The 22,043-nt window shown below is 73.3% G+C and carries 16 protein-coding genes; 4 read left to right on the plus strand and 12 right to left on the minus strand.

Annotated features, from left to right (window positions below; translation table 11 throughout):
• Window positions 1–29 precede the first annotated feature (29 nt).
• Window positions 30–935, plus strand: coding sequence for a slipin family protein (locus ACY0MR_RS10700; RefSeq protein ID WP_388793936.1), 906 nt, complete (start codon window positions 30–32; stop codon window positions 933–935).
• 271 nt (window positions 936–1,206) lie between these two features.
• Here the strand turns inward: ACY0MR_RS10700 and ACY0MR_RS10705 are convergent, their stop codons facing one another.
• From ACY0MR_RS10705 to ACY0MR_RS10750, 10 genes are all read right to left on the minus strand, one after another.
• Window positions 1,207–2,907 carry a proline--tRNA ligase gene (locus ACY0MR_RS10705; protein ID WP_473560486.1) on the minus strand — a complete coding sequence of 567 codons (1,701 nt, stop codon included), beginning with the start codon at window positions 2,905–2,907 and terminating at the stop codon, window positions 1,207–1,209.
• A 69-nt stretch (window positions 2,908–2,976) separates the two neighbouring features.
• Window positions 2,977–3,522 carry a GNAT family N-acetyltransferase gene (locus tag ACY0MR_RS10710; protein WP_361850154.1) on the minus strand — a complete coding sequence of 182 codons (546 nt, stop codon included), beginning with the start codon at window positions 3,520–3,522 and terminating at the stop codon, window positions 2,977–2,979.
• Window positions 3,523–3,550: 28 nt separating this feature from the next.
• Window positions 3,551–4,396: a GNAT family N-acetyltransferase gene (locus ACY0MR_RS10715; protein WP_388793930.1), complete on the minus strand. Its 846-nt coding sequence runs from the start codon at window positions 4,394–4,396 to the stop codon at window positions 3,551–3,553.
• A gap of 129 nt (window positions 4,397–4,525) precedes the next feature.
• Window positions 4,526–5,683 (minus strand): flavodoxin-dependent (E)-4-hydroxy-3-methylbut-2-enyl-diphosphate synthase, encoded by a 1,158-nt coding sequence (gene ispG, locus ACY0MR_RS10720; protein ID WP_361850150.1) that lies wholly within the window; start codon window positions 5,681–5,683, stop codon window positions 4,526–4,528.
• Window positions 5,684–5,786: 103 nt separating this feature from the next.
• The gene (locus ACY0MR_RS10725; RefSeq protein WP_388793927.1) at window positions 5,787–7,094 is read right to left on the minus strand and encodes a M50 family metallopeptidase; all 1,308 of its coding nucleotides are present in this window, start codon (window positions 7,092–7,094) and stop codon (window positions 5,787–5,789) included.
• Window positions 7,091–8,341 carry a 1-deoxy-D-xylulose-5-phosphate reductoisomerase gene (dxr, locus tag ACY0MR_RS10730; RefSeq protein WP_361850146.1) on the minus strand — a complete coding sequence of 417 codons (1,251 nt, stop codon included), beginning with the start codon at window positions 8,339–8,341 and terminating at the stop codon, window positions 7,091–7,093. The genes ACY0MR_RS10725 and dxr overlap by 4 nt, the downstream gene beginning before the upstream one ends.
• 102 nt (window positions 8,342–8,443) lie before the next feature.
• Window positions 8,444–9,694, minus strand: a complete 1,251-nt coding sequence (gene aroA, locus ACY0MR_RS10735) for a 3-phosphoshikimate 1-carboxyvinyltransferase (protein ID WP_392862494.1) — start codon at window positions 9,692–9,694, stop codon at window positions 8,444–8,446.
• A 200-nt stretch (window positions 9,695–9,894) separates the two neighbouring features.
• Complete coding sequence (locus ACY0MR_RS10740) at window positions 9,895–11,817, minus strand: acyl-CoA dehydrogenase family protein (RefSeq protein ID WP_388793920.1); 1,923 nt, start codon at window positions 11,815–11,817, stop codon at window positions 9,895–9,897.
• A 231-nt stretch (window positions 11,818–12,048) separates the two neighbouring features.
• Window positions 12,049–13,494 carry an aldehyde dehydrogenase family protein gene (locus tag ACY0MR_RS10745; RefSeq protein WP_473560491.1) on the minus strand — a complete coding sequence of 482 codons (1,446 nt, stop codon included), beginning with the start codon at window positions 13,492–13,494 and terminating at the stop codon, window positions 12,049–12,051.
• Between the two features lie 194 nt (window positions 13,495–13,688).
• Complete coding sequence (locus tag ACY0MR_RS10750) at window positions 13,689–14,684, minus strand: EamA family transporter (protein WP_473560493.1); 996 nt, start codon at window positions 14,682–14,684, stop codon at window positions 13,689–13,691.
• Window positions 14,685–14,850: 166 nt separating this feature from the next.
• Between ACY0MR_RS10750 and ACY0MR_RS10755 the strand changes: the two genes are divergently transcribed.
• The gene (locus tag ACY0MR_RS10755) at window positions 14,851–15,048 is read left to right on the plus strand and encodes a hypothetical protein (RefSeq protein WP_388793914.1); all 198 of its coding nucleotides are present in this window, start codon (window positions 14,851–14,853) and stop codon (window positions 15,046–15,048) included.
• Between the two features lie 294 nt (window positions 15,049–15,342).
• Here the strand turns inward: ACY0MR_RS10755 and ACY0MR_RS10760 are convergent, their stop codons facing one another.
• Window positions 15,343–16,899, minus strand: a complete 1,557-nt coding sequence (locus ACY0MR_RS10760; protein ID WP_473560495.1) for a PucR family transcriptional regulator — start codon at window positions 16,897–16,899, stop codon at window positions 15,343–15,345.
• An 83-nt stretch (window positions 16,900–16,982) separates the two neighbouring features.
• Complete coding sequence (locus tag ACY0MR_RS10765) at window positions 16,983–19,115, minus strand: ATP/GTP-binding protein (protein ID WP_403317505.1); 2,133 nt, start codon at window positions 19,113–19,115, stop codon at window positions 16,983–16,985.
• Window positions 19,116–19,705: 590 nt separating this feature from the next.
• Between ACY0MR_RS10765 and gabT the strand changes: the two genes are divergently transcribed.
• Both gabT and ACY0MR_RS10775 read left to right on the plus strand, forming a co-directional pair.
• Complete coding sequence (gene gabT, locus ACY0MR_RS10770) at window positions 19,706–21,040, plus strand: 4-aminobutyrate--2-oxoglutarate transaminase (RefSeq protein ID WP_388793905.1); 1,335 nt, start codon at window positions 19,706–19,708, stop codon at window positions 21,038–21,040.
• Window positions 21,041–21,275: 235 nt separating this feature from the next.
• Window positions 21,276–22,034 (plus strand): phosphatase PAP2 family protein, encoded by a 759-nt coding sequence (locus ACY0MR_RS10775; protein WP_473560497.1) that lies wholly within the window; start codon window positions 21,276–21,278, stop codon window positions 22,032–22,034.
• The last annotated feature ends 9 nt before the right edge of the window (window positions 22,035–22,043 follow it).

Raw genomic sequence — 22,043 nt, forward strand, 5'->3', positions numbered from 1 at the left:
TACCGTTCGGCTCGACTCAGGGGGCCGTGATGATCGAAGAGCTGCTGATGGCGGCGGCCGGCGCGGCCGCGGCGATGGCCGTCTACACGGGCGCGGCGGCGCGGATCGTGAAGCAGTACGAGCGCGGGGTCGTCTTCCGCTTCGGCCGGCTGCGCGAGGACGTGCGGACGCCCGGCTTCACGATGATCGTTCCCGTCGTGGACCGCCTCCACAAGGTGAACATGCAGATCGTCACGATGCCCGTGCCCGCGCAGGAGGGCATCACCCGGGACAACGTGACGGTGCGGGTCGACGCGGTCGTCTACTTCAAGGTCGTGGACGCGGCGGAGGCGCTGATCCGGGTCGAGGACTACAAGTTCGCGGTCTCGCAGATGGCGCAGACCTCGCTGCGGTCGATCATCGGCAAGAGCGATCTCGACGACCTGCTGTCGAACCGGGAGAAGCTCAACCAGGGCCTGGAACTGATGCTGGACTCCCCCGCGATCGGCTGGGGCGTGCAGATCGACCGGGTCGAGATCAAGGACGTCTCGCTGCCGGAGACGATGAAGCGCTCGATGGCGCGGCAGGCGGAGGCGGACCGGGAACGCCGGGCGCGGGTGATCAACGCGGACGCGGAGCTGCAGGCCTCGAAGAAGCTGGCGGAGGCGGCCGGGGTGATGTCGGCGCAGCCCGCGGCGCTCCAGCTCCGGCTGCTGCAGACGGTGATGGCCGTGTCGGCCGAGAAGAACTCGACGCTGGTGCTGCCGATTCCGGTGGAGCTGCTGCGGTTCCTGGAGCGGGCGACGCCGGGGGCCGGGGCGGAGGAGACGGACGGCGCGGCGACACCGCCGCCCGCCCCGCCGGTCTACCCGCGAGGTCTGGTGGACGGGGCCGGGGTGGAGCCGGTGGAGGACCTGACGGGCGCCTCGGTGGAGCCGGCGCCGCCGGAGGAGTGAGCGGCCGGGTACGACGACCCGGGGTGTGACGACGGGCCTGTACGACGCCCCCGGGCACCACGACAGGATGCCGGACCGCCCGGAGAAGTGAGCGCCACCCCGACACGACGACCCCGGGCACCACGACCGGATGCCGGACCGCCCGGAGAAGTGAGCGCCCTTTACGACGCCCCCGGGCACCACGACAGGGTGCCGGACCGCCCGGAGAAGTGAGCGGCCGGGTACGACGACGGGGTGCGGGGCCATCGGACGGCCCCGCACCCCGTTCGCGTCACGCGGCGAGGCGGGCCAGCGCCTCGTCGACGGTGAGCTCCTCGCGCTCACCGGTGCGGCGGTCCTTCAGCTCCACGACGCCCTCGCCCGAGCGGCGGCCGGCGACCAGGATCTTCGGGACGCCCATGAGCTCCGCGTCGGTGAACTTCACGCCCGGCGAGACGCCCGCGCGGTCGTCGACCAGCACGCGCAGGCCCGCGGCGGCCAGCTTGTCGGAGACCTCCAGGGCCAGCTCCGTCTGGAGGGCCTTGCCGGCGGCGACGACGTGGACGTCGGCCGGGGCGACCTCGGCCGGCCAGCACAGGCCCTTCTCGTCGGCCGTCTGCTCCGCCAGCGCGGCGACGGCGCGCGAGACGCCGATGCCGTACGAGCCCATGGTCACGCGGACCGGCTTGCCGTTCTGGCCCAGGACGTCGAGCTTGAGGGCGTCGGCGTACTTGCGGCCCAGCTGGAAGATGTGGCCGATCTCGATGGCGCGGTCCAGCGTGAGGCCGGTGCCGCACCGGGGGCACGGGTCGCCCTCCTCGACCACGACGACGTCGACGTACTCCTCGACCTCGAAGTCGCGGCCCGCGACGACGTTCTTCGCGTGCATGCCCTCCTTGTTGGCACCCGTGATCCACGCGGTGCCGGGCGCCACGCGCGGGTCGGCGACGTACCGGACCTTCTCCAGGCCCTGCGGGCCGACGTAGCCCCGGACGAGGTCGGCGCGCTCGGCGAAGTCGGTCTCGGTGACCATCTCGACGGCGGCCGGCGCGAAGTGGTCCTCGACCTTGCCCATGTCGACCTCGCGGTCGCCGGGGACGCCGACGGCGACGATCTCGCCGTCGACCTTCACGAGGAGGTTCTTCAGGGTGGCGGAGGCCGGGACGCCGAGGGAGGCGGCGAGGGTCTCGATCGTCGGGGTGTCCGGGGTGGGGATCTCCTCGGCGGCCGCGACGCCCGAGCCGTCGACCGGCGCGAGCGGGTACGAGACGGCCTCGGTGTTCGCGGCGAAGTCGCAGTTCGGGCAGTCGGCGAAGGTGTCCTCGCCGGCCTGGGCGGGGGCCAGGAACTCCTCGGACTTCGAGCCGCCCATGGCGCCGGCGGTGGCCGCGACGATGCGGTAGTCGAGGCCGAGGCGCTCGAAGACCCGCCGGTAGGCCTCGCGGTGCAGGGCGTAGGACCGGGCGAGGCCCTCGTCCTCGGTGTCGAAGGAGTACGAGTCCTTCATGAGGAACTCGCGGCCGCGCAGGATGCCGGCGCGGGGGCGGGCCTCGTCGCGGAACTTGTTCTGGATCTGGTAGAGGATGACCGGCAGGTCCTTGTACGAGGAGCACTGGTCCTTGACGAGGAGGGTGAAGATCTCCTCGTGCGTCGGGCCGAGCAGGTAGTCGCCGCCCTTGCGGTCCTGGAGGCGGAAGAGCTCGGCGCCGTACTCGTCCCAGCGGCCCGTCGCCTCGTAGGGCTCACGCGGCAGCAGCGCGGGGAGGGTGACCTCCTGCGCGCCGATGGCGTCCATCTCCTCGCGGACGATGCGCTCGACGTTGGAGAGGACCTTCTTGCCGAGGGGCAGCCAGCTCCAGATGCCGGCGGCGGTGCGGCGCACGTAGCCGGCGCGGACGAGGAGCTTGTGGCTGAGGACCTCGGCGTCGGCCGGGTCGTCGCGCAGCGTCTTCGCCATCAACTGGGACATGCGCTGGACCGGTGCGTTGGCCATGGTTCTCGTACTCCTGCCGGGTAAGGATGATGGCCCCGAGATTAGCCGGGCCTCCCCGGGTCGGAGAAATCAGTTCCGGCGCTTGAGCGGCAGCGACGCGCCCATGACGGCGTACGGGCGGACCGCGCTCGGGAAGTGCACCTGGCGGGCGAGGTCGTGGTAGCCGAGGGAGCGGTAGAGACCGCGGGCCGGGCTGTCGGTGTCGATGGCGGAGAGGATCGAGCGGGGTTCGGCGGCCTCGTCGGTGATGGCGGTGATCAGCTCGCGGCCCACCCCGCGCCCCTGGTGGTCGGGGTGGACGTGGAGTTCGGTGATCACGAACGAGTCGTCGAGCCACTCGACGGTGCCGGTGGAGCGCAGGTACGACTCGACGACGGTGGACCACCAGTGGCCGCGGTCGTTGGGCATCCCGTACACGAACCCGACGAGCCTCCCGTCGGGGGTGGTGGCCCCGTGGGCGCGGGCGCCGGGGTTCAGCAGGTGGCGCAGCACGATGTGGCGGCGCACGGCGACCTCGTCCTGGTCCAGGCCGAAGGCGACCGCCTGCACGGCGAGGGCCTCGTCCACCCGGGCGGCGAGATTGACCGGTCCGATCATGACCTCTGCGTCATCCATGCGGCGCACCCTACAAGCGGCCGGGTGCTCAGAACAGCACGCTCATGAAGGCGCCGGTCTCCTGGAAGCCGACGCGGCGGTACGAGGCCCTCGCGGGGGTGTTGTAGTCGTTCACGTACAGGCTGACGACGGGTGCGACGTCGGCCAGGGCGTACTGGAGGACGGCGGCCATGCCCGATTCCGAGAGGCCCTTGCCGCGGTGCTCGGGGGCGACCCAGACGCCCTGGATCTGGCAGGCCTGGCGGGTGGCGGCGCCGATCTCCGCCTTGAAGACCACCTTGCCGTCCTCGATGCGGGCGAAGGAGCGGCCGGAGCCGACGAGCTCGGCGACCCGGGCCTGGTAGAGCAGTCCGCCGTCGTTGGCGAGCGGGGAGACGCCGACCTCCTCGGTGAACATGGCCACGCACGCGGGCATGATCACGTCCATCTCGTCCTTGCGGACGCGGCGCACCAGCGGGTCGGGCGCGACGGTCGCGGAGGGCTCCTCGGCGACCATGAGCGGCTGCCGGGCGCGGACGTCGCGCGCGGGGCCCCAGCTGGGCTCCAGGAGGCGCCACAGTTCGGTGGTGGGCTCGGCGGGCCCGACGATCGAGGAGCAGCGGCGTCCGGTCCTGCGCGCCCGGTCGGCGAAGGCGCGCACGGCCTCGGGCGTCGCGCAGAGGGGGACGAGGTTGGCGCCGGAGTAGCAGAGCGAGCGCAGCCGTCCCTCGCTGTACCAGCCCCACATCTCGCCGCCGAGGCGCCAGGGGTCGAGCCCGGCGACCTGGACGCGGGCGGTCACGAAGGCGTTCTCGACGGGGGCGCTCTCCAGAACGGCGAGTGCGGCGCCGAGGTCGGCGGGTTCGAGGACCCGGGTGGCGGGTTGTGTCAGCACGAGGGGGCCTCACCGTACGGTTCTACGTGGTCTCCGCACTGTACCCCTCTCGCCTGGGGCGGGGCCCTGCGCGCGGACGAAGCCCCCCGTCCCGGGCGGGACGGGGGGCTTCGGGGGAGCCGGGACCGCTCAGCCGGCGACGGCGACCGACGGCTCGCCGCTGGCGACGCCGTCCTTCTCCATCTGCTCGGCGATCTTGAGCGCCTCCTCGATGAGGGTCTCGACGATCTTCGACTCGGGGACGGTCTTGATGACCTCGCCCTTGACGAAGATCTGGCCCTTGCCGTTGCCGGAGGCGACGCCGAGGTCGGCCTCGCGGGCCTCGCCCGGGCCGTTGACGACGCAGCCCATGACGGCGACGCGCAGCGGGACGGTCATGCCGTCGAGGCCGGCGGTGACCTCCTCCGCGAGCTTGTAGACGTCCACCTGGGCGCGGCCGCAGGACGGGCAGGAGACGATCTCCAGGCGGCGCTGGCGCAGGTTCAGCGACTCCAGGATCTGGATGCCGACCTTGATCTCCTCGGCCGGCGGCGCGGAGAGGGAGACGCGGATGGTGTCGCCGATGCCCTGGGACAGCAGCGCGCCGAAGGCGACGGCCGACTTGATGGTGCCCTGGAAGGCGGGGCCGGCCTCGGTGACGCCGAGGTGCAGCGGGTAGTCGCACTGGGCGGCGAGCTGGCGGTAGGCCTCGACCATGACGACCGGGTCGTTGTGCTTGACCGAGATCTTGATGTCGCGGAAGCCGTGCTCCTCGAAGAGGCTCGCCTCCCAGAGGGCGGACTCGACGAGCGCCTCGGGGGTGGCCTTGCCGTACTTCTTGAGCAGGCGGGCGTCGAGCGAGCCGGCGTTGACGCCGATGCGGATCGGGGTCCCGGCGTCGGAGGCCGCCTTGGCGATCTCCTTGACCTTGTCGTCGAACTGCTTGATGTTGCCGGGGTTGACGCGGACGGCCGCGCAGCCGGCGTCGATCGCCGCGAAGACGTACTTCGGCTGGAAGTGGATGTCGGCGATCACCGGGATCTGCGACTTCCGCGCGATGACCGAGAGGGCGTCGGCGTCGTCCTGGGTGGGGCAGGCCACGCGCACGATCTGGCAGCCGGAGGCCGTCAGCTCGGCGATCTGCTGCAGCGTGGCGCCGATGTCGGACGTGCGGGTCGTGGTCATCGACTGCACGGAGACGGGTGCGTCACCGCCGACGGCCACGGTGCCGACCTGGATCTTGCGGCTCTTGCGCCGCTCGGCGAGCCGGGTCGGGACGGTCGGGATACCGAGAGAAATCGCGGTCATCTTTTGTGCAACCTCAAGGTTGTGCGTCGGCGGGCTCAGGTGTCCGAGGTTACCGCCCCGGGGACGGAGGGCCGGACACCACCGGGTCCGGCCCCCCTGCGGGCTACGTGATCTTCACCGGGTTGACGAGGTCGGCGGCGAGGACGAGCAGCGTGAAGCAGACGAAGACTCCGGCCACCACGTACGCGGCGGGCATGAGCTTCGCCACGTCGAACGGGCCCGGGTCGGGGCGCTTGAAGATCCGGGCCGTGTGACGGCGTACGGACTCCCACAGGGCACCCGCGATGTGGCCGCCGTCCAGCGGCAGCAGCGGGAGCATGTTGAACAGGAACAGCGACACGTTGAACCCGACGAGCAGGTTCATGAACATCACGAGGATCGTCGTCGGCGGAGCCTCGACGGTCATCAGCTCACCGGTGATGCGGGCGGCGCCGACGACGCCGACGGGCGAGTCGTCCGCCCGCTCGCCGTCGCCGAAGGTGGCGTCCCACAGGCCGGGGATCTTGCCCGGGAGGGCGATGACCGAGTGGACGCCGTTCTCCAGGAGGTCGCCCATGCGGTCGGTGGTCTCGCCGAAGCTGAGCGGCGCGACCTCGGTCTTGGAGGCGAAGCCGAGGTAGCCGGCGTCGACGTACCGGACCGGCTGGACGACCCGGCCGTCCTCGTCCTTCGCGAGCACCTTGTTGGCGACGAGGTCGGGGCGCAGCTCCAGGCGCTGACCGGCCCGCTCGACGGTGATGGTCGCCGGGCCGATGGTGTCGCGGATGCGGTCGGAGAGGGTGTCCCAGTCGCCCACGGGGGCCCCGTTGAACGCGACGATCTTGTCGCCGTCCTTCAGGCCGGCCTTGAAGGCCGGGGAGACCGGGTCGCCGGCGGCGCACTTGTCGCGCTTCTCGTCCTGCTCGATCACGCACTTCTGGACGCCGGCGACCTGCGTCGTCTGGCCCTCGATCCCCAGCGTCATCATCGAGCCGAAGAACAGCGCCACGGCCAGGACCAGGTTCATGAACGGTCCCGCGAACATCACGATCACGCGCTTCCACGGCTTGCGCGTGTAGAAGAGCCGCGTCTCGTCGCCGGGCTGGAGCTCCTCGTACGAGGCCTCCCGGGCGTCCTCGATCATCGAGCGCCAGGGCGAGGTCGAGCGGGCCTCGATCTTGCCGTCCTCGCCCGGCGGGAACATCCCGATCATCCGGATGTAGCCGCCGGCGGGGATGGCCTTGATGCCGTACTCGGTCTCGCCGCGCTTCCTCGACCAGATCGTGGGGCCGAAGCCGACCATGTACTGCGGCACGCGGATGCCGAAGAGCTTGGCCGTGGAGAGGTGGCCCAGCTCGTGCCAGGCGATGGAGACGAGCAGGCCGAAGGCGAACAGCACGAGGCCCAGGATGTACAGGAGCATTTCGGTCATGCGCGGGCCTCCGCTGTTGCCTTCGCTGCGAGCTCTCGGGCCCGGGCGCGCGCCCAGGTCTCCGCTTCGAGGACGTCCGGCACGGTGAGGGAGGTTCCCGAGGCGGGAACGCCGTGCTCCGCGACGACCGCTGTGACCGTATCCATGATTCCGTTGAACGGCAGCCGTCCCGCGAGAAACGCCTCCACGCACTCCTCGTTGGCGGCGTTGAAGACGGCGGGGGCGGTGCCGCCCAGCTCGCCGACGTGCCGGGCCAGCGCGACCGACGGGAACGCCTCGGTGTCGAGCGGGAAGAACTCCCAGGTGGAGGCCTTGCTCCAGTCGAAGGCGGGGGCCGCGTCGGGGACCCGCTCGGGCCAGCCGATGCCGATGGCGATCGGGCCGCGCATGTCGGGCGGGGTGGCCTGGGCGAGCGTGGAGCCGTCCGTGAACTCGACCATCGAGTGCACGTAGGACTGCGGGTGGACGACGACCTCGATGCGGTCGAAGGGGATGTCGTAGAGGAGGTGCGCCTCGATGACCTCCAGGCCCTTGTTGACCAGGGTGGCGCTGTTCACCGTGATCACCGGGCCCATGGCCCAGGTCGGGTGGGCCAGCGCGTCCTCGCGGGTGACGTCGGCGAGCTGCGCGCGCGTGCGCCCGCGGAACGGGCCGCCGGACGCGGTGACCACCAGCTTGCGGACGTCGGCGCGGGTGCCCGCGGCGAGGGCCTGGAAGAGGGCGGCGTGCTCGGAGTCGACCGGGATGATCTGGCCGGGCTTCGCCAGCGCCTTCACCAGCGGGCCGCCGACGATCAGCGACTCCTTGTTGGCGAGGGCGAGGGTGCGGCCCGCCTCCAGGGCGGCGAGGGTCGGCGCCAGGCCGATGGAGCCGGTGATGCCGTTGAGGACGGTGTGGCACGGCGAGGCGGCGAGCCGGGTGGCCGCGTCGGGGCCGGCGAGGAGCTCGGGCAGCGGCTCGGAGCCGTACAGCGCCTTCAGGGCCGTACGGAGCTCCTCCACGACGTCCTCGCGGGCCACGGCGACCGCGGCGACCTTCAGCCGGTGCGCCTGCTCGGCGAGCAGGGCGACCCGGCCGCCCGAGGCGGCCAGGGCGGTGACCCGGAAGCGGTCGGGGTTGCGCAGCACCAGGTCGATGGCCTGCGTGCCGATGGACCCGGTCGAGCCGAGGACGACGATGTCCCGGCGTCCTTCGGAGACGTCGAAGGCGATGTGCGGGTCGGCGAGAGGAGAGGGGCGGTCGCTCATGCCCCCATTCTTGCCGCAAACGCCGTGCGGTCTTCACGGGGTGGCGGTCTTCACGGGGATGGCCGCCCCGCCGGACCGCCGGCCGTCACGCGGCGGCGCCCCTCACGGGGTGCCGGCGAAGCCCCCGAAGACCCGGTGGAAGTCCGGGAAGGTCTTCTTCACGCAGCCGGGGTCGTCGAAGGTGATGCCGGGCGTGCGCAGGGCGGTGACCGCGAACGACATGACGATCCGGTGGTCGCCGTGGGTGGCGATCTCGACGGGGCCGGAGGGCGTGCCCGGCTGGATCTCGATCCAGTCGGGGCCGGTGCGGACCGTGATGCCGAGCCGGCGCAGGTTCTCGGCGCAGGCGTCGAGGCGGTCGCACTCCTTGACGCGGGTGTTGGCGACGTCCTCGATGCGGACCGGGCCGTCGGCGAAGGGCGCGAGGGCGGCGAGGGTCGGCATGGTGTCGGAGATGTCGCGCATGGTGACGGTGAGGCCGTGCAGCCTGCCGGTGGAGCGGACGGTGGTGCCGGTGGCGGAGATGTCGACGTCGGCGCCCATGCGGCGCAGCACCTCGACGAAGCCGAGGTCGCCCTGGAGGGCGCCGGTGCCCAGCCCGGGGACGGTCACGGAGCGGCCGGGCTCCAGGGCGGCCGCCGCGAAGAAGTAGCTGGCGGTGGAGGCGTCGGGCTCGACGCCGTAGGTCCGGGCGCGGTAGCCGGTGGGCGCCACGCGGTAGGTGCGGCCGCCGTCCCGGCCCCGCTCCTCGGTGATCTCGGCGCCGAAGTCGCGCATCATCGCGAGGGTGATCTCGACGTACGGCTCCGAGACCAGGTCGGTGACGGTGATGTCGAGACCCTCGGCGGTGAGCGGGCCGAGCATCAGGAGCGCCGTCAGGTACTGGGAGGACTGGCCGGCGTCGAGGGTGAGCGCGCCGCCCTTCACCCCGCGGGCGTGGACGTCGAGGGGGTGATGGCCCTCCGCGCCGCCGTGCCGGAGGTCGACGCCGAGGTCGCGCAGGGCGGTGCTGAGCGGGCCCAGGGGCCGTCGCCGCATCTGGGCGGAGGCGTCGAAGCGGTACGTGCCGTGGCCGGCGGCGGCGAGGGTGGGCAGGAAGCGGGCGGTGGTGGCGCCGTCGCGGCAGTACACGTCGGCGGAGTCCGCGCCGGGGCCGGCGGGACGGCCCTCGACGTGCCAGGCGTCGGCCTCGCGGCGGACGGCGTAGCCGAGGGCGGTCAGGCCCTCGGCGAAGCCCTCGGTGTCGTCGGAGACGAGGGGCCGCAGGAGGGTGGTGGTGCCCTCGGCCGCGGCGGCGAGGAAGAGCGCGCGGGCGGTGACGGACTTGGAGCCGGGGATGTCGATGACGGTCACCCGCCCCATCCTGCCGTGCCCCGTCCCCCGCCCGCGCCGCGGTCCGGAGCGTGGACGGGGGGGGCGGGACGAGACCACCCCGGGACCGGGCAGGACCCGCCACGGGGCCGGACGAGACCCGCCACCGGCCGTACGAGACCGCTTCGGGGCCGGACGGGACCCGCCTGCGGGCCGGACCCCGTGCCGTCCCCGCGGGGGCGTCAGGGGATGCGGCGGTGGACGTCCGCTTCCGTCGACGGCCCCGGGCTCGCGTCCGCGATCCACGGACCCTCGTCGCCCGGGTCCACGATGCCCTCCTCCAGCCAGGTGTACCGGCCGGCCAGGACGCCGTCGGCGACCCGCCGGTCGACGTCGTCGGTGTTGGACCAGAGCCGTCCGAACAGCTCCTCGATCCGCAGCCGGGCCTGGTCGCAGAAGGCGTCCGCGAGCTGGTGGGCCTCCCGCCCGTGGTCGCCCGTGGTGCGCAGGAGTTCGGCCCGTACACAGGCCGCGCTCATCGCGAAGAGCTCCGCGCCGATGTCGACGATCCGGCCGAGGAAGGCCTGCTTGAGCTCCATCCGGCCCTGCCAGCGGGACATCGCGTAGAACGTGGAGCGGGCGAGCTTGCGGGAGGTCCGCTCGACGTACCGCAGGTGCCGCGCCAGTTCGCCGAACTCCCCGTACGCGCCGGGCAGCTGTCCCGGTCCGGTGACGAGTCCCGGCAGCCAGCGGGCGTAGAAGCCGCCCGCCCGCGCGCCGGCCCTCGCCTTGTCGGTGAGCGACTTCCCGGGGTCGATGAGGTCCCCGGCGACGGAGAGGTGGGCGTCGACCGCCTCGCGGGCGATCAGCAGGTGCATGATCTCGGTCGACCCCTCGAAGATCCGGTTGATCCGCAGGTCGCGCAGGACCTGCTCGGCGGGGACGGCGCGCTCGCCGCGGGCGGCCAGCGAGTCGGCGGTCTCGTAGCCGCGGCCGCCGCGGATCTGGACGAGTTCGTCCGCGATGAGCCAGGCCATCTCCGAGCCGTACAGCTTGGCGAGGGCGGCCTCGATGCGGATGTCGTTGCGGTCCTCGTCGGCCATCTGGGAGGCGAGGTCGACGACCGCCTCCAGCGCGAAGGTGGTGGCCGCGATGAAGGAGATCTTGGTGCCGACGGCCTCGTGCCGGCCGACCGGTCCGCCCCACTGCTCGCGCACGCCCGCCCACTCGCGGGCGACCTTCAGGCACCACTTCCCGGCGCCGGCGCAGGCGGCGGGCAGCGACAGCCGGCCGGTGTTGAGGGTGGTGAGGGCGATCTTGAGGCCGGCCCCCTCGGGCCCGATGCGGTTCCCCGCGGGGACCCGTACGCCGTGGAAGCGGGTGACGCCGTTCTCCAGGCCGCGCAGGCCCATGAAGGCGTTGCGGTGCTCGACGGTGATGCCGGGCGAGTCGGCCTCGACGACGAAGGCCGTGATGCCGCCGGGGCCGCCGTCCGAGGCGGGGACCCGGGCCATGACGACGAGCAGGTCGGCGATGACGCCGTTGGTGGTCCACAGCTTCACGCCGTCGAGGACGTACGCGTCCCCGTCGGGCACGGCGGTGGTGGCCAGCCGCGCCGGGTCGGAGCCGACGTCCGGCTCGGTCAGCAGGAACGCGGAGATGTCCGTACGGGCCAGCCGGGGCAGGAAGGCGTCCTTCTGCTCCGGGGTGCCGAACAGCTTCAGCGGCTGCGGTACGCCGATCGACTGGTGCGCCGAGAGCAGGGCGCCGACGGCGGGGCTCGCGGAGCCGACGAGCGCGAGGGCCCGGTTGTAGTACAGCTGGGTGAGGCCGAGGCCGCCGTACTTCCGGTCGATCTTCATGCCGAGCGCGCCGAGCTCCTTGAGTCCGGCGATCGTCTCGTCCGGGATGCGGGCCTCGCGCTCGATGCGGCCGCCGTCGATCCGGGTCTCGCAGAACGTGCGGAGGGCGGCGAGGAAGGCCTCGCCCCGCCGGGCGTCCTCGTCGGCGGGGAGCGGGTGGGGGTGGACGAGGTCGAGCCGGAACCGACCGAGGAAGAGCTCCTTGGCGAAGCTGGGCTTGTGCCAGTCCCGCTCACGTGCGGCCTCGGCGGTCTGCCGGGCCTCGTGCGCGGTGACCCTGGGCCGCTGGGTGGGGGCGGACATGGACACCTCCTCGGTCTCACTGTCCGTCGTACCCGATTTCCCGGGGTCCGGACAGGCGGGAGAACGGTCTCTCCGGCGTCCGGACGCGCCGGTGGGGGCGGACGGAGGCCCGGCCGTACGACGAAAGGCGGCCCGAACCCCCGCACAGTGGGTTCGGACCGCCTGGTCTCGTGGTCTTGGGCCGTACGGGGTACCGGTCGTGCCGTACCCCGCGCGCCCCGCGCCGTGCTCCTAGAGCGCGAGGCCCGTCAGGACGAGGACGCGCTCGTAGGTGTAGTCGTCCATGGCGTACTTGACGCCCTCGCGGCCGACGCCGGAGCGCTTGGCGCCGCCGTACGGCATCTGGTCGGCGCGGTACGAGGGGACGTCGCCGACGATCACGCCGCCGACCTCGAGGGCGCGGTGGGCGCGGAAGGCGGCCTGGAGGTCGTGGGTGAAGACGCCGGCCTGGAGGCCGAAGTCGGAGTCGTTGACCGCGGCGAAGGCCTCGGCCTCGCCGTCCACCTCGGTGATGGTCAGGACCGGGCCGAAGACCTCGGCGCGGGCCAGGGTGACGTCCGCCGGGAGCTCGGTGAGCACGGTCGGGGCGTAGGTCGCGCCCTCGCGCTTGCCGCCCGCGAGGAGCTTCGCGCCGGCGGCGACGGCCTCGTCGACCCAGGACTCGACGCGCTTCGCGGCGGCCTCGTCGACCAGCGGGCCGACGTCGGTGGCGGCGTCGGACGGGTCACCGGTGACCTGCGCCTCGACGGCGGCGACGATCTTCGGCAGCAGGCGGTCGTGGACGGAGGAGTCGACGACCACGCGCTGGACGGAGATGCAGGACTGGCCGCCCTGGTAGTTGGAGAAGGTGGCGATGCGGCTCGCCGCCCAGTCCAGGTCCTCCTCGGAGGACCAGTCGGGGAGGACGACCGCCGCGGCGTTGCCGCCGAGCTCCAGGGTGCAGTGCTTGTGGGGCACCGACTGCTGGATGGCGTAGCCGACCGTGTCCGAGCCGGTGAAGGAAATGACCGGGAGGCGCTCGTCCTTGACGAGGGCGGGCATGCGGTCGTTCGGCACGGTCAGGATCGACCAGGAGCCGGCCGGCAGGTCGGTCTCGGCCAGGATCTCGCCCAGGATCAGCGACGAGATCGGGGTCGACGGGGCCGGCTTGAGGATGATCGGGGCGCCGACGGCGATGGCCGGGGCGACCTTGTGGGCGCTGAGGTTCAGCGGGAAGTTGAACGGCGCGATGCCGAGGACGACACCCTTGGGGATGCGGCGGGTCAGCGCGAGGCGGCCCGCGCCGCCGGCCTCGGTGTCCAGGCGCTGGGCCTCGCCGGCGTTCCAGCGGCGGGCCTCCTCGGCGGCGAAACGGAAGACGGAGACGGCGCGGCCGACCTCACCGCGGGCCCACTTGATGGGCTTGCCGTTCTCGGCGGAGATCACCAGGGCGATCTCCTCGGTGCGCTCGGCGAGCCGCTTCGACACGTGGTCGAGGGCGGCGGCGCGGACGTGCGCCGGGGTCGCGGCGAACTCGTCGACGACGGCGTGCGCGGCGGCGACGGCCTCCTCGACCTGGGCCTCGGTGGGCACGCTGACCTTGCCGACCAGACGTCCGTCGAAGGAGTTCGTGACGTCGAAGGTGGCCTCGCCGGTGGCCTCGCGGCCGGCGAGCCAGAAGGCGTGGGTGGTCGTCATTGCGTCCCGGCCCTTTCCGTATCGGGGTGCGAGCGATTGCTCTCGTGACACGTTAGGGCCGGGGCGGCGTCCGTGGGCTTGTCCGGTGTGGAGTGATGGGCCGGAAGGGCTGTCCGAATTGGCCGAAGCGCGGGGCGCGGCGGGCGGCCGCGGGCCGGAGGGGCCGGGGCGGACCGAGGCGGGGCCCCGGGCGGTCAGCCGCGCCGCTCCGTGGAGACGATGAGGCAGACGCCGCCGACGACGATCGCGCCGCCCAGGACGATGGGCCACGACAGGGCCTCGTTCAGGACGAGGGCGCCGAGGGCGACCGCGACGACCGGGTTGACGTAGGCGTAGGTGGCGACGAGCGACAGCGGCGCGGCCTGGAGGAGCCAGGCGTACGCGGTGAAGGCGATCAGCGAGCCGAAGACGATCAGGTAGGCGAGGGCGGCCCAGGAGCGGGTGGAGACCTCCGCGAGGTCGAGGCCGTGCTGCTCGCCGCGGAAGAGGCCGAGCGCGATGCCGGCGAGACCGCCCGCGACCATCTCGTACGCGCTGGCGGTGAAGGGGTTCGGGGGCATCGGGAGGCGGGCGGAGGAGAACGAGCCCATGGACCACAGCAGGGTGGCGACCACGACGAGGACGACGCCGCCGACCTTCACCTCGCCGCTGATCCCCGGCAGGGTGAGGACGGCGAGGCCCACGAGCCCCAGGAGCACTCCGGCGAGTCCCCCGGCGCTCGGCCGCAGGCCGGTGGCGGCCTTCAGGATGACGACCCAGGCCGGGACGACGGAGATCAGCAGGGCGGCCAGGCCGGAGGGTATGGAGGTCTCGGCGAGGACGACGAGGGCGTTGCCGCCGAGGATCAGGAGCAGGCCGACGAGGACGGCGGAGCCGAGCTGCCGCCGGTCGACCCGGAGGGCGGCGGGGCCCTGGCGCCAGGCGATGATCCCGGCGAGGAGCAGGCCGGCGGTGACGAAGCGGACGCCTGCGGAGAGGAACGGCGGCATCGTCTCGACGGCGATCCGGATCCCGAGGTACGTGGAGCCCCAGACGACGTAGACGATGCCGAGCGCGGCCCAGACGGCCCCGGTGATCCGGCGGACCGGCGCGGCGGGCGGGGTGGCGGGCGCGGGCGTGCGGGGCCCGGGTGCGGCGGCGGCCTGGGGTGCCGGTGCCTCGGGGGCCGGATCGGCGGCGGGGCTTGTCATGAGCAGGAGAGTAAGGAGTCACCGGCCGGATGACCAGGAGAACTGCCCGCGATCGGGCAGGCGGGGCCGGGTCTCGGCGCGCCGGGAGGGTGCGGGCGGGAGGTGGCAGGATGTCGGGACCCCACCGCGGAGGCGGTGCGGGGACACGGAGGACAGGGGGACTCGCATGATCATGGTCGCGTTGACCGGCGTCCTGGTACTGGTCGTCGGAGGCTGCGTGTGCGTGGTGTGGGCCGCGCGGGGCGGCCCGCGCTGGGTGCGCGGGGTCGCCGCCGTGACCCTGGCCCTCGGGAGCGCGGTGCGCAGCGGCAACCGCCGGCCGGGCGTGAGGAGCGGCGGGGACGACGGGGGCGGGGACAGCTAGGTCGTCTCTTTCGGATCTTGTCGGTTAAGCCCGCGTCGTCCGGTGCCGTGCCTCGCAAGGCGGAGAGGTACCCGCGTACTGGACGTACCCGGGTGCCTCGACAACGCGGCGAGGTGCGGTGCCGGGCGGCGCGGGTCAGGCAAGATCCGGAAGAGACGGCTTAGGTCCGGTCGTCGGCCTCCCGTCGCCGCCCTGGGGGCGGGGCAGGCGGGAGTGCGACACGGGGGTCCCGCTGCGGCGGGTTCGGGGCGCTGCCGCCCGCCGCGTCCCGGGCGCCCCTGGCGGCTGCCGCCGCTACTCCGCCCCGCCCTCCCCGGTGGCCTTCAGGGCCAGCCAGAGTTCCATCCGCACGTCCGGGTCGTCGAGCGAGCGGCCGAGGATCTCCTCCACCCGCCGCATCCGGTAGCGCAGCGTGTGCCGGTGCACGCCCAGGTCGGCGGCGGCCGCGTCCCACTGGCCGTGCCGGGACAGCCAGGCGCGCAGGGAGGCGACGAGGTCGCCGCGGCCCGTGGCGTCGTGGTCGCGGAGGGCGCGCAGCATGCCGTCGGCGAAGGCGCGGACCGCGTCGTCGGCGAGGAGCGGCAGGACCGAGCCGGTCGCGAGGTCCTCGTGCTCGACGAGGGCCTTGCCGCGCCGCCGCGCGACCGAGAGGGCCTGTTCCGCCTGCTTGTACGCGGCGGCGGCGGTGACCGGTCCGGCGGGGGCGGAGAGCCCGATGGTGAGGCCGGCGTCCTCGGCGTCCCGTTCCGCGTAGCCCTCGCAGGCGGCGACGACCGCCCCGGCGTCGCCGGCGAGGACGACGAGCCGCTGCTCGCTCTCGGGCACGGTCAGCACCGCCTCCCCCGCCCGCGCGGCCGCGGACTCCAGGGCTTCGGCGAGGACCTGGAGCGCCGGTTCGCCGGCGGGCTCGGCGCCGGCGGTCTCGGCGACGAGCAGCCGGAAGGGGGCGTCGAGGAGCCCGCCGTACACGTCCCCGGCCACCACGCGCGCGTGGTCGGACTGACCGGCGAGCATCATCTGGAGGACCGCCGCGCCGAGCCGCTGCTCGGCCGCCTGGAGCGAACGGGAGCGTTCCGTCGTGAGGGTGAGCAGGGCGATCGCCGAGTGCACGGCGTACCGCTCGGCCGTCCCGAGGGGCGCGCCGGTGCCGACGGCGAGGGCGCCCCTGACGCGCCGGCCGGTGCCCAGCGACTGGAGCTCGACGCGGTCGTCCGCGCCGCCGACGACGGCGCTGGCGGGCGCGGGCCGGTCGCGGAGGCGCTCGACGTCGGTGGTGAGCCGGGCGGCCCGGCGCGCCGCCCACTCGGGGGAGACCGCGACGACGGTGCCGGAGGTGTCGTAGAGGGCGGCCCAGCCGTCGACGTGGGCGGCGAGGCGGGCGACGACGGCCTCGGGGCCCTCGGCGAGCGCCGCGCGGGTCAGCTCGCGCTGGGCGTCGAAGCCGGCGGTGACGGCTCTGTACTGGTCGGCGGAGATGGCGGCGGACACGGCCTTGCTGATGGCGAGGAAGGGGGTCCGGCGGGGCACTTCGAGGAGGGGCAGGTGCTCGTCGCGGGCCGCGTCGAGCAGGGCGGCCGGGATCTCGTCGTAGTTGACGCCGACGGCGAAGCCGAGCCCGACGACCCCCGCGCCGAGCAGCCGCCGCACGTAGCGGCGCATCGCCTCCAGGTCCTCCGCGTCGAGGGTGAGCGCGGTGGTGAGGAGGAGCTCGCCGCCCTCCATGTACGGGACGGGGTCGGCGAGCTCGCTGACGTGCGCCCAGCGGACGGGGGTGTCCAGGCGGTCCTCCCCCGCCCGGACGACGAGCTTCAGGGAGGAGTGCTGGACGAGCGAGGCGAGGGTGGGCGGCATTGGGGACCGTCGGACCTTTGAGCGAGGGGGCGCCGCTCAGCCGAGCGGCGCCCCCGATTGTGCCAGGGCGGCGGGGTGGCCGCTCAGCCGCGCAGGTCGACGAGCATGGGCGGCACCTGCTCGCCCCGCACGTGGCTCAGCGAGAGGACGGCGTGGCCCGGGGGGACGGCGTGAGCGAGGTCCGAGGCGGACCAGCGCTGCCGCTCCACCTCGCGCACGGTGACCGCCTCGGTGGTCACCGCCTTGCCCGTCACCAGCTTGCGCAGGGCGTGGATGGCCCTGGTCATCGGCTGATCGGCGAAGACGGTGTGATGGGCCACCTCGGTCATCTCCACCCGTTCGGTGCCCCACGCTTCGGCGAAGGCACGACCGTCCCAGGTGGGGAGGCCCGAGAAGGCCATCCGGCAGCCGACGGTCGCGAGGAGTGGTCCGTGCAGGGTCTCCGGCACCTCCGCGAGGGTGCGGAGGGCCAGCACGACACCCGAGTTCTGCGTCCGCAGCCGCTGAAGAGCCCGCAGGGCACCCGGGGTCACGGCGCCCGCCGCGTCGTCGAGCACCAGGAACGCCGAGTTCCCCCGCCCCGCACCGCCGCGCGTGATGTGCTGGAACTGGGCGAGCAACAGCCGATTGAGCAGACGTGCCGCCTCCTCGTGGCCGCCCTCGGGCAGGCTGATCCGCACCCGCATCGGGTGCTGGGCGGCGGACCGCAGGGAGAAGGACCTCGACTCCTCCGCCCCGCCGAAGAACTCGGCGAAGAGCGGCCGGTCGAGGGCGGCGAGCCGGTCGGCGAGGACGGGGCCCAGGTCGTTCGTGGTGCCGACCTGCCGTAGCCGGGACTCCAGCTCGCGGCGCATCGCCTGCGCGCCGTCGGCCGGGAGGAGGTCGAGCAGTGCCCGCAGGGTCTCGGGGCGGGCTTCGAGCAGTTCCCGCAGGACCGGCACGGTGGGAAACCGTCCGTACGCGACCCGGTAGGGGCCGAGGAGCTGAGCGAGGACCGTGGCGGCTCGGCGCGTCTCCATGCCCTCCATGTCGCCGACCAGTCCTTCGGCGAGGCACGCGGCGGCCTCGTCCGGGTCCGTGGCTCCGGCGTACAGGTCCAGGTCGTACCGGGAGGCGGGGTCGCCGAGTCGGATCACGACGTCGTACGCCGCGTCGGGACCGAGCTGCGAGCCGGCCGAGCCGACCGCGACGACGGCGCAGGCGCCGGTGAGCGCCTGGAGGCACAGCGACTCGACCACGGGCGCGACGAGGGACCGGGTCTTGCCCGATCCGGAGGGGCCCACGGCCAGAAGGGAGGTGCCGAGGAGCTCCGGGTCGAGCGCCAGTCCCGCGTCGTGGTAGCTGCGTGAACCGCGCTCGGCAGCCACCCACCGGCCGACTCGGACCTGGCCCTCGAGGAGGTCGTGGGAGGCCGAGCGGGCCGGCAGGTCGCGGTCGCCGGACGGGTGCGCGTCGGCGGCGGCACCCTGGCGGACGAGGGCGTCGACGAAGGCGGCACGGCGTCCGGCATCCCGCTCGCTCGCCTGCCAGACGCGGTGCAGCCGGGCGCAGTCGGCATCGTTCATGCGCCCTGCGGCGAGTTCGCCGGTGAGTACGTCCGCCGCCCGGTGCGCGCCCGCGGCCCGCAGCTCGGGCCATTGCGAGCGGGGGATTCCCGGGCTGCTCGGAGTGGCGGGGTCCGGGACGTTCGGGGCCTTCCCGGAACGCCACTGCCGGTAGAGGCTCTCCCAGCCGCCGATCTTCGCGCACGGCCAGACGACCAGCGCCGCGGCCAGGACGTACACCGCGTAGACGACGATCGGCGACCCGGCGATGTGCCACCCACCGGTCACCAGGGCGATGAGGTAGAGGATCGGGTTCACGACCGGTACGGCCGACCAGCCCAGGTGAAGTGCCTCGGGCAGGACGGCCGCAAGTCCGACCAGCGCCGCCAGTCCGGTGAGCGCGGCGCGGACCGGGGGACGGCGTCGCGCGAGGTAGTAGCCGATGATCCTGCCCCAGGAGCCCAGGGCACCGACCACCCATACGAGGCCGAAGAAGACGAGGCCGTCGAAGATCGTGTGGACCGCGACGCCCTGCCAGTCCTTCGCCGTCGCTCCGAAGCCGGTCCACCAGTCGTTCGGCGTGAAGGTACGCATCACGGTGGCCGCGTACGGCAGGTTGTCATTGCGATAGGCCAACCAGATGAACAGTCCGACCAGCAGGGGGACCAGCATCCCGAGCAAGGTGATGGGCCTGATGCGCGTGACCTCGGCGGGCGGCGGGAGGTACCGGAACCGCCAGATGCCGAGAGGGGCCTCCGGACGCGGAGCATCGAGCCACTCGGCGACGGGCGACGAAGGGTGCGCGGTGGCCTGGGCGGGAGCCCTGGGCGGCAGCGGCGGGACGCTCGGCAGCCCTGGCCCGACCCTTCGAGCCGGTGGCACCTCGGGGGCGGCCGCCCCCCGGGGAGGCCCCGCCGGTCGCGGCACCGCGCCCCCCTTGGTGTCGCCTGACTCGTACGTGCCGTCGGTCTCCATGAACCCCTGCCCCCTGAACAGCCAGGTCGCCGCCTCTGTGCCACCGTCAATCTAGTGCGCGGGAGGCGCACGGGAGGGGATTCGACCACCCGCACAGCCCACGCATGCCCGAGCAGTCGCGTCCCGACCACGATCAGCGCCACCGCCTCCTCCACCCCCGCCCTGTCCATCCCGGACAACGACACACCCCCCACCACTCCCGATCGGCGCATGCCCCCGCCCCTCCCCCGCGCCTAGCCTGCGGAGGAAACCCGCAAGTGCGTCCAGAACACCCCCAGGAGCCCCGCATGAACGCTGTCCCGCAGGAGCGGCGCATCGTCACCGCCATCCCCGGTCCGAAGTCGCAGGAGCTTCAGGCCCGCCGTCTCGACACGGTCGCCGGTGGCGTGGGCTCCACGCTCCCCGTCTTCACCCAGCGGGCCGGCGGCGGCATCATCGAGGACGTCGACGGCAACCGCCTGATCGACTTCGGTTCCGGCATCGCCGTGACCTCGGTCGGCGCCTCCGCCGAGGCCGTCGTGCGCCGCGCCTCCGCGCAGCTGCAGGACTTCACCCACACCTGTTTCATGGTGACGCCGTACGAGGGCTACGTGGAGGTCTGCGAGGCGCTCGCCGAGCTGACCCCGGGCGACCACGCCAAGAAGTCCGCGCTGTTCAACTCCGGCGCCGAGGCCGTCGAGAACGCGGTCAAGATCGCCCGTTCGTACACCAAGCGCCAGGCCGTCGTCGTCTTCGACCACGGCTACCACGGCCGTACGAACCTCACGATGGCGCTGACCTCGAAGAACATGCCGTACAAGCAGGGCTTCGGCCCGTTCGCCCCCGAGGTCTACCGCGTGCCGGTGGCCTACGGCTACCGCTGGCCCACCGGCCCGGAGAACTGCGGCCCCGAGGCCGCCGCCCAGGCGATCGACAACATCACCAAGCAGATCGGCGCCGACAACGTCGCCGCGATCATCATCGAGCCGGTCCTCGGCGAGGGCGGCTTCATCGAGCCGGCCAAGGGCTTCCTGCCGGCCATCGTGAAGTTCGCCAACGACAACGGCATCGTCTTCGTCGCCGACGAGATCCAGTCCGGCTTCTGCCGGACCGGCCAGTGGTTCGCGTGCGAGGACGAGGGCATCGTCCCCGACCTCATCACCACCGCGAAGGGCATCGCGGGCGGCCTGCCGCTCGCCGCCGTCACCGGCCGCGCCGAGATCATGGACTCCGTCCACGGCGGCGGCCTGGGCGGCACCTACGGCGGCAACCCGGTGGCCTGCGCCGGCGCCCTGGGCTCCATCGAGACGATGAAGGAGCTCGACCTCAACGCCAAGGCCCGGCGCATCGAGGAGGTCATGAAGACCCGCCTCACCGCCATGCAGGAGAAGTTCCCGGCCATCGGCGACATCCGCGGCCGCGGCGCCATGATCGCCATCGAGCTGGTCAAGGACCGCGACACGAAGGAGCCGTACGCGGAGGCCGCCGCCGCGCTGGCCAAGGCCTGCCACGCCGAGGGCGTGCTGGTCCTGACCTGTGGCACCTACGGCAACGTGCTGCGCTTCCTGCCGCCGCTGGTGATCGGCGAGGACCTGCTCAACGAGGGCCTCGACGTGATCGAGAACGCGTTCGCCCAGATCTGATCCGGCGACCGTGCCGGACCGGGCGACCGTGCCGGACCGGGCGACCGGTCCGGCGCGGGCCCGGCGGCAGGCCGGGGCCCGGCTCCCGGGCCGGTCCGGTGACGGATCCGGTGCCGGATCTGGCGCGGGGCGGGACCTCGGATCTGACACTCCGTGTGAAGACTGTGTGGGGGGCCGATGGCGGGACGCGTTTCCCGCTGTCGGTCCCCTCTTCTCTGACGTACGGTTTCTGCAGATGAGAGAAACACCCCGGGCGGAGCCTCCCCAGCACCGTCCACACCGTGCCGCCGCGCACACCCCTGGAGCCTCGCGCTCCGGAACTCCTCACCGATCGGACGGCCGCCCGCCCCACACCCCCCGGGGCGTGCGGCGATCCGATCCTCTCGGCCGCCCTGGAACCACCCCCCCTGTTCCAGGGCGGCCGGCTCTCTTCTCGGCGCTCGTCGCCCTCGTCGTCGTGACCTGGCAGGTGCTCGTCCACGGCCCCCTGGCCAGGCTCGACGAGCGGGTGTCCCGGGCCCTGGTGGACACGGTCCCCCGGCCCCTCTCCGAACTCGCCGCCGACCTCGGCAACATGACCGTCGCCCTCCCCGTCCTCGCCTGCGCGACGGCGTACGCGGTGTGGCGCGGCCGCCGGCTCGCCGCCCTGTACGCGGGTCTCGCCATGGCCGCGGTCCCCCTCCTCGTGATCCCGCTCAAGGAGTGGACGGCCCGCCCCGGCCCGCTGGAGCCCTGGGCCCACGGCTACTACCCCTCGGGCCACACGGCCACGGCGATGGTCGCCTACTTCGGCGCGGCCTTCCTGGTCTCGAACCGCCTGATCCCCGCCGCCGCCGTACTGACGGCGGTGACGGGGACCGGGCTGGTGCTGCGGGGCTACCACTGGCCGCTGGACGTCCTGGCCAGTCTCTGCCTGTGTCTTCCCCTGCTGCGGTGGCCCGTGCTCGCCGCGCGGTACGGTCGTCCGGACCGCGCCGGGGACGCGCGGGAGTGAGACGCGCGG

It is taken from the genome of Streptomyces sp. JN8, from assembly GCF_055808075.1.